At 66.0% G+C, this 13352-nt stretch carries 6 protein-coding genes; 1 reads left to right on the forward strand and 5 read right to left on the reverse strand.

Translation table 11 applies throughout. From position 1 onward, the window contains the following. Nucleotides 1-285 precede the first annotated feature (285 nt). The 4 genes from BSTEL_RS00475 to BSTEL_RS00490 all read right to left on the reverse strand — a co-directional run bounded on the left by BSTEL_RS00475 (nucleotide 286) and on the right by BSTEL_RS00490 (nucleotide 10307). Entirely contained in the window at nucleotides 286-4437 is a 4152-nt protein-coding gene (locus BSTEL_RS00475; protein ID WP_034525810.1) for a DNA-directed RNA polymerase subunit beta', read from the reverse strand. Nucleotides 4438-4484: 47 nt separating this feature from the next. Further along, nucleotides 4485-8048, reverse strand: coding sequence for a DNA-directed RNA polymerase subunit beta (gene rpoB, locus BSTEL_RS00480; RefSeq protein WP_034525813.1), 3564 nt, complete (start codon nucleotides 8046-8048; stop codon nucleotides 4485-4487). A gap of 347 nt (nucleotides 8049-8395) precedes the next feature. Continuing rightward, nucleotides 8396-9103 (reverse strand): hypothetical protein, encoded by a 708-nt coding sequence (locus tag BSTEL_RS00485; protein ID WP_034525816.1) that lies wholly within the window; start codon nucleotides 9101-9103, stop codon nucleotides 8396-8398. Between the two features lie 13 nt (nucleotides 9104-9116). Next, nucleotides 9117-10307, reverse strand: a complete 1191-nt coding sequence (locus tag BSTEL_RS00490) for an HhH-GPD family protein (protein WP_420796384.1) — start codon at nucleotides 10305-10307, stop codon at nucleotides 9117-9119. A 241-nt stretch (nucleotides 10308-10548) separates the two neighbouring features. Between BSTEL_RS00490 and BSTEL_RS00495 the strand changes: the two genes are divergently transcribed. Next, nucleotides 10549-11256: a tRNA (cytidine(34)-2'-O)-methyltransferase gene (locus BSTEL_RS00495; RefSeq protein ID WP_084686015.1), complete on the forward strand. Its 708-nt coding sequence runs from the start codon at nucleotides 10549-10551 to the stop codon at nucleotides 11254-11256. A gap of 485 nt (nucleotides 11257-11741) precedes the next feature. Here the strand turns inward: BSTEL_RS00495 and BSTEL_RS11990 are convergent, their stop codons facing one another. Further along, entirely contained in the window at nucleotides 11742-13304 is a 1563-nt protein-coding gene (locus tag BSTEL_RS11990; RefSeq protein ID WP_162178956.1) for a hypothetical protein, read from the reverse strand. Nucleotides 13305-13352: the final 48 nt, after the last annotated feature.

Raw genomic sequence — 13352 nt, forward strand, 5'->3', positions numbered from 1 at the left:
TCCGGCGCTACGCGCCACCTCCCGCCAGCGGGAGGAAACAATGCCCCCGCCGGCGGGGGCTGTCGGCGAAGCCGACTGGGGGTGGTCCACCACGGCACATAACGAAACAGGCCGGCCCCTCGGACGGTCCGCACCCGCGGACCACCCTCCGGCGCATAACGGAACGGGCCGGGCGGCACATGTGTTGCATGTGCCGCCCGGCCCGTGGGCGGGTTCTCTTATCCGATTCCTATAGGCCCTATATATAAGGACCTATATATAGGACTCGGTTACGAAGACCCGCTCTCAGACGATGGCGGTCGGATCGTCGTCGGCGCCGTTCGCGCCGTCGCCGTCCGCACCGTCGTCACCGGGGAGCTTCAGGTCCGGCAGGTCGACGGAGCCCGAGGCGTCCGCGTCGCCGCCGAAGTCGGCGGAGCCACCCTGATCGTTCAGGAAGTCGTCCGGGTTGAAGTCCTCGCCGAGCTTCAGGTCGCCGAAGTCGATGTTGGAGAAGTCCACATCGTTCATGTCACCGTCGGTGAAGTCGAGGCCCTCGCCGTCGTCGCCACCGCCCAGACCGAAGTTCGGGTAGATGGTGTCACGGATCGCCTTGTCCGGCTCGACCACCGCGTTGCGGTAGCGGGCCAGGCCGGTGCCGGCCGGGATGAGCTTACCGATGATGACGTTCTCCTTGAGGCCCTTCAGGTCGTCGACCTTCTGGTTCAGGGCGGCGTCGGTGAGCACGCGGGTCGTCTCCTGGAAGGAGGCGGCGGACAGCCACGAGTCGGTGGCCAGCGAGGCCTTCGTGATGCCCATGAGCTCCGGACGGCCGGAAGCCGGCTTCTTGCCCGCCTGCACGGCGGCCTTGTTGACCTCGCGGAAGCGCTGCTGGTCGACGAGCTCGCCGGGCAGCAGGTCGGTCTCGCCGGAGTCGATCACGGTGATGCGACGGCTCATCTGGTGGACGATGACCTCGATGTGCTTGTCGTGGATGTCGACGCCCTGGGAGCGGTACACGTTGTGCACCTCTTCGACGATGTTCATCTGCGCGGCGCGCTTGTTGAGGATGCGCAGGATCTTCTTCGGATCGACGGAACCCTCGATGAGCTGCGTGCCGGTGGCGACGTGCTCGCCGTCCTTCACGAGCAGCGGGACACGGCGCGACACGTTGTACGTGATCGGCTTGATCTCGCCGTCCTCGACCGGGGCGCCGGAGTCGGCGTCCGGGGTGAGGATGACCTGACGGCCGCGGTCGCCGTCCACCACCTTGATGGTGCCGGCGAACTCGGCGATCGGGGACTCGCCCTTCGGCGTACGGGCTTCGAAAAGCTCGGTGACACGCGGAAGACCCTGCGTGATATCGGAGGCCGAGGCGACGCCGCCGGAGTGGAAGGAACGCAGCGTCAGCTGGGTGCCAGGCTCGCCGATGGACTGGGCCGCGACGATGCCGACGGTCTCGCCGACATCGACCAGCTTGTTGGTGGCCATCGACCAGCCGTAGCACTTCGCGCACACGCCGCGCTTGGAGGCGCAGGAGAGCACGGAACGGCACTTGACGAACTCGACGCCGTGGGCGACGAGATCGTTGAGCACGTCCATCGACAGGGCGTCGTCGCGCTTGTACAGCACGGTCTTGCCGTCGGCCGGGTCGATGACGTCGGCCGCGAGCAGACGGGAGTACGGGCCGCCGTCCGCGTTCTTGACGAGCACGAGGTTGCCGTCGGCGTCGCGGTCGGCCACGCGGATGTCGATGCCCTGCTTGGTGCCGCAGTCCTCCTCGCGGACGATCACGTCCTGGGAGACATCGACCAGACGACGGGTCAGGTAGCCAGACTCGGCGGTACGCAGTGCGGTATCGGCCAGACCCTTGCGGGCGCCGTGCTGGGAGATGAAGTACTCCAGCACGGACAGGCCGTCGCGGTAGTTGGACTTCACCGGACGGGGGATGATCTCGCCCTTCGGGTTGGCCACGAGGCCACGCATGCCGGCGATCTGGTTGATCTGCATCATGTTGCCTCGCGCGCCCGACTGGACGATGATGGCGAGGTTGTTGAGCGGATCGAAGTCGTGCTCGACGGCCTTCGACACTTCGGCGGTGCACTTCGTCCACAGGTCGATGAGCTCCTGACGGCGCTCCTCCTCGGTCAGAAGACCCATCTCGAAGTTGTCGTTGACCTGGGCGGCCTCGTCCTCGTACTTGGCGACGAGGGTGTTGCGCTCGCCCGGCTCGATGACGTCGGAGAACGCGAAGGACACGCCGGACCACGGCGCGCGGGTGAAGCCGAGATCCTTCAGGGCGTCCAGCGAGGCGGCCACCTGCGCGGTGGAGTAGCGGGTCGCGATGTCGTCGACGATCTTCGCCAGACGCTTCTTGCCGACCTGCTCGTTGACGAACGGGTAGTCGACCGGCAGGGTCTGGTTGAACAGCACGCGGCCGTAGGAGGTGGCGAACAGGGCGGTGCCGTCCTGGAAACGCTCCTCCTTGACGACGGTCTCGCCGTTCTGGGCGTCCGGATCGGCGACCTTGAGCTCGCCCGGCTCCCAGTTGGACGGCAGGACGAAGTCCTTCGGCACGCGGATGAGCACCTTGGCCTGCATGTCGATCTCGTGCAGGTCGAGCGCCATCTCGGCCTCGGCCAGCGAGGAGAACACGCGACCCTGGCCCTTGACGCCCTCCACCACGGTGGACAGGTAGTACAGGCCGAGGATCATGTCCTGGGACGGCATGGTCACGGTGTGGCCGTCGGCCGGCTTCAGGATGTTGTCGGAGGCCATCATCAGCGAGCGGGCCTCGGCCTGGGCCTCGGCGGACAGCGGCAGGTGGACGGCCATCTGGTCGCCGTCGAAGTCGGCGTTGAACGCGGCGCAGGCGAGCGGCGGCAGGTGGATGGCCTTGCCTTCGACGAGGATCGGCTCGAACGCCTGGATGCCCAGACGGTGCAGCGTAGGCGCACGGTTGAGGAGCACCGGATGCTCGGAGATGACCTCCTCGAGCACGCCGTACACCTCGGTGTCGCCACGGTCGACCATGCGCTTCGCGCTCTTCATGTTCTGCGCGTAGTTCATGTCGACGAGACGCTTGATGACGAACGGCTTGAACAGCTCGAGCGCCATCGGCTTCGGCAGACCGCACTGGTGCATGCGCAGCGACGGGCCGACGACGATCACGGAACGGCCGGAGTAGTCGACGCGCTTGCCGAGCAGGTTCTGACGGAAGCGGCCCTGCTTGCCCTTGAGCATGTCGGACAGGGACTTGAGCGGACGGTTCGAGGCGCCGGTGACCGGACGGCCGCGGCGGCCGTTGTCGAACAGGGAGTCGACGGCCTCCTGGAGCATGCGCTTCTCGTTGTTGAGCATGATCTCCGGGGCGCCGAGCTCGATGAGGCGCTTCAGACGGTTGTTGCGGTTGATGACGCGACGGTACAGGTCGTTGAGGTCGGAGGTCGCGAAGCGGCCGCCGTCCAGCTGGACCATCGGGCGCAGGTCCGGCGGGATGACCGGGATCACGTCGAGCACCATGGCCTCCGGCTTGTTGCCGGTGGACAGGAACGCGTTGACGACCTTAAGGCGCTTCAGGGCCTTGGTCTTGCGCTGCTCGGACGCGTCCTTGATCTCCTCGCGCAGCTCGGCGGCGATGGCCTCGAGGTCGAGGGACTGCAGACGCTTCTTGACCGCCTCGGCGCCCATGGAGCCCTCGAAATAGTCCTCGTAGCGGTCCTGCATCTCGCGCCACAGGTCCACGTCGTCGATGATGTCGCCGGCCTTGAGCTTCTTGAACTTGTCGAACACGGCGTTCAGACGCGCGATCTGGTCGTCGTAGCGCTGGCGGATGGCCGCCATGTCGCGCTCGGCGCCGTTGCGCAGCTTGGCCTTCGCGGCGCCCTTGGCCTCACCGGCCTCCTCGAGCTCGTGCAGATCGGCCTCGACCTTCTTGGCGCGGTCCTCGATCTCGACGTCGCGGCGCTTCTCGAAGTTCGCGATCTCGTGGTCGAACTCGTCCTGCAGGTCCGGCAGATCCTGATGACGCTGCTCCTCGTTCACGGCGGTGACCATGTAGGAGGCGAAGTAGATGACCTTCTCCAGGTCCTTCGGGGTCACGTTGAGCATGTAGCCCAGACGGGACGGCACGCCCTTGAAGAACCAGATGTGGGTGACGGGGGCGGCCAGCTCGATGTGGCCCATGCGCTCACGACGGACGCGGGAACGGGTGACCTCCACGCCGCATCGCTCGCACACGATGCCCTTGAAGCGCACGCGCTTGTACTTGCCGCAGGCGCACTCCCAGTCGCGGGTCGGTCCGAAGATCTGCTCGCCGAACAGACCGTCCTTCTCCGGCTTCAGGGTGCGGTAGTTGATGGTTTCGGGCTTCTTGACCTCGCCGTGGCTCCAGCCGCGGATATCGTCCGCGGTGGCCAGGCCGATGCGAAGCTTGTCGAATGCGTTGACGTCCAGCACTGTTGTTTTCGTCCTTACTTACGCTTGCTTACGGTTCTCGATGGGTCTCACTGGTACTCGGGCTGAGCGGCGGCCTGGTCTTCCTTCGCGGCCGCGTCGGGGCGGGCGCCGATGTTGAAGCCGAGGTCGTCGGAGGAGCCGGCCGGATCGTCGTCCTCGTCCTTCATGTCGATGGCCTGGCCTTCGGCGTTGAGCACCTCGACGTTCAGGGACAGGGACTGCATTTCCTTGAGGAGCACCTTGAAGGACTCGGGGATGCCCGCCGGCGGCAGGTTCTCGCCCTTGACGATCGCGCCGTAGACGCGCACGCGGCCGTCCACGTCGTCGGACTTGGTGGTCATCATCTCGTGCAGCGTGTACGCGGCGCCGTAGGCCTCAAGGGCCCACACCTCCATCTCGCCGAAGCGCTGGCCGCCGAACTGCGCCTTGCCGCCCAGCGGCTGCTGGGTGATCATCGAGTACGGGCCGGTGGAGCGGGCGTGGATCTTGTCGTCGACCAGGTGGTGGAGCTTCAGCATGTACATGTAGCCCACGGAGATCGGACGCGCGAACGGCTCGCCGGTGCGGCCGTCGAACAGCGTGGCCTTGCCGTCCGGGCCGACCAGACGGTCGCCGTCGCGGTTCGGCAGCGTGGTGGACAGCAGGCCCTTGAGCACGTCCGGCTTGACGCCGTCGAACACCGGGGTCGCGACCGGGGTGCCCGGCTCCGCCTTCTCGGCGCCGGAGGGCACGAGCTTCTTCCACTCGGCCTCGAGATCCGGGTCGAGGGAGATGTCCCAGCCGGAGTGCGCGATCCAGCCGAGGTGCAGCTCGAGCACCTGGCCGAGGTTCATTCGGGACGGCACGCCGAGCGGGTTCAGCATGATGTCGACCGGGGTGCCGTCGGCGAGGAACGGCATGTCCTCCTCGGGCAGGATGCGGGAGATGCAGCCCTTGTTGCCGTGGCGGCCGGAGAGCTTGTCGCCCACCGTGATCTTGCGGTGCTGGGCGATGTAGACGCGAATCATCTGGTTGACGCCGTTGGGCAGCTCGTCGCCGTCCTCCTCGGCGTCCTCGCGGGTGATCTCCTTGACGCCGATGACGGTGCCGGTCTCGCCGTGGGGCACGCGCAGCGAGGTGTCGCGCACCTCACGGGACTTCTCGCCGAAGATGGCGCGCAGCAGGCGCTCCTCCGGGGTCAGCTCGGTCTCGCCCTTCGGCGTGACCTTGCCGACGAGGATGTCGCCGGCCTCGACCTCGGCACCGATGCGGATGAGGCCGCGCTCGTCGAGGTTCGCGACCGCGTCCTCGCCGACGTTCGGCAGGTCGCGGGTGATCTCCTCGGCGCCCAGCTTGGTCTCGCGGGCGTCGATCTCGTACTCCTCGATGTGGATGGAGGAGAGCGTGTCGTCCTGGACGAGACGCTGGGAGATGATCACGGCGTCCTCGTAGTTGTAGCCGTTCCACGGCATGAACGCGATGAGCAGGTTCTTGCCAAGGGCCAGCTCGCCCTTCTCGATCGCCGGGCCGTCGGCCATCACGGTGCCGGCCTCGACGCGCTCGCCGTCGTGGACGATCGGACGCTGGTTGTAGCAGGTGGTCTGGTTGGAACGCTGGAACTTGGCCAGCTTGTAGGAGCTGGTCGTGCCGTCGTCGTTCATCACGCGGATCATGTCGGCGGAGACGTAGGTGACCACGCCGTCCTTCTCCGACTTGATGACGTCGCCGGAGTCGTTGGCGGCGCGCCACTCGGAGCCGGTGCCGACGAGCGGACGCTCGGATTCGATCAGCGGGACGGCCTGGCGCTGCATGTTCGTACCCATCAGCGCTCGGTGGCCCTCGTCGTGCTCGAGGAACGGGATCAGCGAGGCGCCGAGGGAGACCATCTGGCGCGGGGAGACGTCCATGTAGTCGACCTGGCTGACGGGCACATCGACCGCCTCCTCCTCGCCGACTCGGGCGAGGGCGGACTTCTGGACGAAGTTGCCGTTCTTGTCGAGCTCCTGGTTGGCCTGGGCGATCACGTGGTCGAGATCGCGGTCGGCGGTCATGTACTCGACCTCGTCGGTCACGTGGCCGTCGACGACCTTGCGGTACGGGGTCTCGATGAAGCCGAACGGGTTGACGCGGCCGAAGGTCGCCAGCGAGCCGATGAGGCCGATGTTCGGGCCTTCAGGGGACTCGATCGGGCACATGCGGCCGAAGTGGGACGGGTGAACGTCGCGCACCTCCATGGATGCGCGGTCGCGGGACAGGCCGCCGGGGCCCAGCGCGGAAAGACGACGCTTGTTCGTCACGCCGGACAGCGGGTTGTTCTGATCCATGAACTGCGACAGCTGCGAGGTGCCGAAGAACTCCTTGATGGTGGCGTTCACCGGGCGGATGTTGATCAGGGACTGCGGGGTGATCGCCTCGGCGTCCTGCGTGGTCATGCGCTCGCGCACGACGCGCTCCATGCGCGACAGGCCGGTGCGCAGCTGGTTCTGGATCAGCTCGCCGACCTGGCGGATACGACGGTTGCCGAAGTGGTCGATGTCGTCGACGTCGACGCGCAGGTCGACGTCCTCGCCGTTGCGCTTGCCCGGGAAGGTGTCCTTGCCGTCATGCAGCGTGCACAGGTACTTGATCGTCGCGATGATGTCCTCTTTGTGGAGGGAACGGTCGTTGACCTCGTTCTCCAGGCCGAGCTTGCGGTCGATCTTGTAGCGGCCGACGCGAGCCAGATCGTAGCGCTTCGTGTTGAAGTAGAAGGAGTCGAGCAGGTTGCGGCCCGCGTCCGGGGTCGGGGTGTCGGCCGGACGGATCTTGCGGTACAGGTCGACGAGGGCCTCGTCCTGGGTCTGGAGGGTCTCCTTCTCCAGGGCGTCGAGCACCAGCGGGTAGTCCTTGAACGCCTCGCGGATCTCCGGCTTGGTCATGCCGATGGCCATGAGGAACACGATCGCGGACTGCTTGCGCTTGCGGTCCACGCGCACCTGCGGCTGGTCCTTCTTGTCGATCTCGAACTCAAGCCACGCGCCGCGCGACGGGATGATCTTCGCGCCGAAGACCTCCTTGTCGGAGGTGCGGTCCTGCTGGCGGTCGAAGTAGACGCCCGGGGAGCGCACGAGCTGGGAGACGATGACGCGCTCGGTGCCGCCGATGATGAACGTGCCGTGCGCGGTCTGCAGCGGGAAGTCGCCCATGAACACGGTCTGGGACTTGATCTCGCCGGTCTCGCCGTTCTCGAACTCGGCGTTCACGTACAGCGGGGCGGAGTAGGTGTAGTCCTTCTCCTTGCACTCCTGGACCGTGTGGCGCGGCTCCTCGAAGTACGGGTCGGAGAAGGTGAGGGACATGGTCTGCGCGAAGTTCTCGATCGGGGAGATCTCGTTGAAGACCTCGTCGAGGCCGGAGACGTGCGGCGTGGTGACCGTGCCGTTCTCCTCGTCCTTCGCGACGCGCGCCTTCCAGCGTTCGTTGCCGATCAGCCAGTCGAAGCTGTCGGTCTGGACGCCCAGAAGGTAGGGCACGTCGATGGGTTCCTTGATGGAACCGAAGTTCACGCGATCCGACGCCTTGTGCAGGTCGATGTCGTGCTGGTCGGCGCGTGCGGTGATGGTGGTGGTGTTCGTCGTAGCTTCAGTAGCCAATGGACGTTCCTTATCGCTCGCTATGTGTTCGTTTTCCCCGTCGAAGCAAGCATGGCCACCATATGCCTATGCGAGCTTCGTTGTGTGGAGGCATGCCCGCAATATGACACACCGTATGCAAATTACAAAGAATAGCGGTATGTAAGGACTTTTTTTCGAACCCGCCCGCGCACGCCGAGACGGTCCCCCATCCCGCTCCCGCTGGCGGGAGCTGGCGCGCACAGCGCGACTGAGGGTGGCAACCGACCGCAACCACCCCCAGTCGGCCAAGGCCGACAGCCCCCCGCCAGCGGAGGCGGCACGACCCCGACCGGGGCGGCACGCTCACGTGCTGGGGGGCGCGTGACCTACTGGACTTCGATGGTGACCTTCTCGCTGGTGACTTTGGGGGCGTTCTTGAGGCTCAGCCGGGCGACGTACGCGCCGCGATCCACCTTCGGCAGGTCGTCCTGGTTCGCCACGCACTCCGACCCCGTGCGGTTCGCGCCCCACGTGAGCGTCTGCACGTCCTTGTCGCCCTTCGCCATGAGCAGCATCCTCGCATCCGCCGGGCACGAATCGGACGTCCACACCGTGTCCTTGCCGTCGGCCGACGTGATCGTGAGCACACGGCCCGAATCGGACGCGTCGATCAGACACGAATCCGCGCCGTCATGTTCGATCGTCGCGACGAACTCCATCGAACCGCCGACCGTCACCGTCGCCGCCTTCGCGGTGAGAGACAGACGCGTGTCCTTCGCGGAGCAATCCTTCACGCCGGTGCTGCGGTGCGGCGTGGGCGCCGTGTCGCGTTCCAGCGCGGCACGGCTCACGCTGCCGTACGTCGCGCCCCACACCGCGCCCACGCCGCGCGACAGGCTGTACCCGCAGAACACGACGAGCGCGAGCGCGACCAGCAGCGCGACGCCGACGACGATGCGACGACGACGGTAGACCGCACGCTGCCGTTTGCTCAGATTGCGCGTGCCCGATATGCGTGTGCGCGGATTGCCGGTGCGCGGATTGCGTGTGCGCTGCGTACCCGACTTGCCCATACCCGACCTGCCCTGTGCCATAATGCGTCCCAGTCTATCGCGGCAGACGAATCGCGCCGCCGGGCAGGATCTCGATGAGACCGTCCTCGTCGAGGCTTGCCACGCACCGGTCGAGCTGCGCATGGTCCTTCCACAGCGTCTCGACCGTCGCACGCTCCAGCACAGACGCACGTTCGCCGGATGGTTCGGACGCGGACGAACTGGACACAACGGACGAACTGGACACATCGGACAGTTCGGATGTGACGGGCGAACCGGACATGGTTGACGATTCGGACGTGACGGACGAACCGGACACAGCAGACCGTTCGGGCGCGGCAGACGAACCGGACGCGGCGGGTAGTTTGCGCAACGCGTCGAGGACGATGCCGCGCACCTGACGGTCCGTGCCCTGGAACCGTTGTCGGGGCCGCGTGCGCCGCTCCCCCAATCCGGGACGGCCCGCGGCGAGGAACGCGCAGTCGTCGTGTACCGGGCAATGGTCGCACAGCGGGCTCTTCGCCGTACACACGAGCGCCCCCAGCTCCATCACCGACTGGTTCCACGTGACGGAGGGAATGCGTGAGGAATCGCGTGAAACGTCATGTGAAACGTCACGTGGAACAACACCGGAATCCCGTGAAACATCGCGTGGAACATCATCGTCGTCGTTCCCGGAACCATCGGCGTCCCCGCCGTCGCGCGGCAGGACGGCGACGGCGAGCGCGCGTTCCGCCGCGCTCGCCGCGCCGCCGCGCGACTCCTCCCCCGCGAACACGCGCGAAAGGACGCGACGGATGTTCGTGTCGACGACGGCGATCCGCTCGCCGTACGCGAAACTCATCACCGCGCTCGCCGTATAGTCGCCGATGCCGGGCAGCGCGACCAACGCGTCATACGTGCGCGGCAGGTCGTCGCCGCACTCCGTGGCGACGACGCGCGCGCACTCCTGCAGACGCAGGGCGCGACGCGGGTAGCCGAGACGCCCCCACGCGGCGATCACGTCGGATTTCGGGGCGGCGGCGAGCGCGGCGGCGTCCGGCCACCGTTCCATCCACGCGGTCCAGTAGGGCACGACGCGACTCATCTGCGTCTGCTGACTCATCACCTCGGAGACGAGGATCCCCCACGGCGTCGCGCGGCCGAACCGCCACGGCAGGTCGCGCGCGTTCGCCTCCCACCACGCGGCGAGACGCAGACGGACGCGGGCGGCGACCCGCCGTTCCGGAACACCCATGACACCCATTCCGACTCTCCCTCCCGCTCGCCGACGCCCAGCCTGTTCGCCGACGCCCAGCCCGCGATTCCTTCTGCCGCCACAGGCGCGTTCCGGGAGCCATGCGAGTCCGGGGCACACGCGAGTCCGGGAACCACGCGAGTCCGGGGCACCATGCGAGTCCAGGAACACGCACGTCCGCGGGGAACCACGCACGGACGCCCGCATTGATGCACACCCGTGTCGGTCATCGTCCATATTCTTAGCAGCTATGACGAACGAAGCACAACAGACGCTGGGGGCCACGGCCCAGACCACGCCGGAAACCGGCAATCCGGCCGGCAACCCTGCCGACAACCCGGAGGCACAAGTCGAGAAGATGTTCGAATACGGCTACCGCAAGTCGAACTACGGACCGGACGAGCTCGTGACCGACGCGCACGGCAACCCGATCTCGGTGGTCGACGCGATGCTCACCGCGGAGAAGGCGGCCGAGGCGGAGACCGTCACCCCGCACCTGTGCTACTACTCGCCGCGTATCCCCGGCAACACCGGTTCCGCGATCCGCCTGTGCGCGGTGACCGGCACGATCCTGCACCTCGTGGAGCCGCTCGGCTTCAACCTGCGCGACACGAAACTGCGCCGCGCCGGCCTCGACTACCATGACATGGCGCACGTGGTGCTGCACCCGAACTTCGAGAACCTCGTCGAGTCGATGCCGAACTCGCGCATCATCGCGTTCACCGCGCACGCCACGAAGCTGTACACGGAGATCGAATACAAGCCGACCGACATCCTGTTGTTCGGTCCGGAGCCGGGCAACATCCCCGATCCGATGGACATCATGGCCGGCCCCCACGTCGCCGAGCAGGTCCGCCTGCCGATGCGGCCGTCGCTGCGCTCGCTCAACCTCACGAACTGCGCGTCGATCGCCATCTACGAGGCGTGGCGCCAGCTCAACTTCGCCGGCGGCCGGTAAGGATTCGTTCCGACGGCGGCCGGTAGGGATCCGTTTCGTTGGCGACCGTTAGGAATCCGTTTCGACGACAGCTGTTAGGAATCCGTTTCGTTAGCGACCGTTAGGAATCCGTTTCGACGGCGACCGTTAGGGATCCGTTTCGTTGGCGTACGTTCGGCACGATATTTTCCCGTCCTACCGTCGCGAACGTACGCTGAGGAATCGTCAGTGTACGTTCGCGACGATGCCGCCCAAAAATACCGTGCCGAACGTACGCCGCCGAACGCCACACCGACCGACCGGCACCAGCGAAACCACCGACCGACCGTACCGACACACCGACACGGCCGACCGTGCCGAACGTACGCCACGGCACGACCGTACCGGCACGACCGACACCAGAGAAACCGCCTGCCGCCGCCGAACGACCAGTACCAGCGAAACCACCGACCGGCCGTACCGACACACCGTCACACCACCAACCGACCACACCGTCCCCCGGCACGTCAGCAGTAGGCGCCCTCGGCGCGGGTTCTCGGCACGGCGTTGTCCCCCAGCATCATGAAGAGCCGGTTCGACGCGAACGCGTCCTCATACGTGCAATGCAGAATCGTGGTGACTCCGGCGGCCCTCAACACGCGATCACGCTCGTTGCGCTCGTTGAGTATCTGTTTGGCGGTGCGTCCCCGCGTCATCGCGGGATTCTCGTATTTGGCCATGCCGTCGTATTCCAACACGATCATGCGGCCGTCATGCAGTCTCCACAGGAAGTCGACACGATACCGTCGCACGGGATACGCGGGATCATGGAACTCGACCTGCAGCTCCGGCACGACGAACCCGTTGTCGATGATGAACGCGCGAACCATCGATTCCCCTCCGTTCTCGCTGGCCGCGTCAACATATCGCAACAGCATCTCGATAGGGGCGCGATCATCATGCAGTCCCTTGCACGACCGCTCCACCTCGTTCATGTCCATGCCTTTGCGCGCCGCGGAATCGAACATCGGCAGCGCGAAACGGAACGGCAGGCTCAGGCCGCAGTCGATCAGCGTTCGGGCCGCATCGGTCACCATGATGCCGTTCACCGATACCGGCGCGATCGACGGAACGTAGAGGCGTCTCACGGTGAACCGGCGTCCTCCGTCGGCCCCTGACCGACTGGAACGGCGATACCCCTCTCCCGGCATTCGCCGAGACAACTCGGACCTGTTCGAGACCTTCCGCCCCTCCGCGTTCGCGACGTAGACGGATTGGTCATGGACTTTCCACGAGTGTTCGAATCCGTGGACGTCCGCGGCCGTGATCCCCGCGAACACCCACGTGGGATGCAGACGCGCCAAACCTCGCGCCACGTGCAGCGAGCGCTGGCACTCGTTCAACTGCGCCCAATAGTCCGGCGGAACATACAGATTCTGGTAAGGAGACGCCAGTTCGCCCGTCGCGACGCGGCGCCTCATCGCCCGGCGCAGGGCGTCCGTGTCCCCTACCGCGCAACGGTTCTCCTGTTGCGCCTGCACTATCCGCGCGTTCACCACCTTGTGCTGTTTCATTCCCTCACGGTAGAGGACATCCGTTGGATCCGGCAAATCCGGGATTGTGGATAACACGCCGCACGACGTGCGATTGTGGATAACCGCCGTTCCGTCCGGCGTCGTTTCTCCGAAGATGACGCCACTGGCGGTCTCCGGACGGTGGTTTCCGGGCGACGGTCCAGCGGCACGGTGTACGTTCGGCACGGTATTTTTGGGCGGCATCGTCGCGAACGTACACTGACGATTCCCCAGCGTACGTTCGCGACGGTAGGACGGGAAAATACCGTGCCGAACGTACGCCGGCAAAACGAGACAAGAGAACAGACCGACAAGACAAGAGAACAGACCGACGGTATGGCGAAAGAACAGGCCAACGAAACAGGACGAGAGAACGAACCGACGGTCCGACGGTCCGACGGTCCAACGGTCCAACGGTCCGACAGTTTGACGGTACGACGGCTTCCGGGCGACGGTCCAGCGGTACGGCGTACGTTCGGCACGGTATTTTTGGGCGGCATCGTCGCGAACGTACACTGACGATTCCCCAGCGTACGTTCGCGACGGTAGGACAGGAAAATACCG

The sequence above is a fragment of the Bifidobacterium stellenboschense genome, from assembly GCF_000741785.1.
Classification (GTDB): domain Bacteria; phylum Actinomycetota; class Actinomycetes; order Actinomycetales; family Bifidobacteriaceae; genus Bifidobacterium; species Bifidobacterium stellenboschense.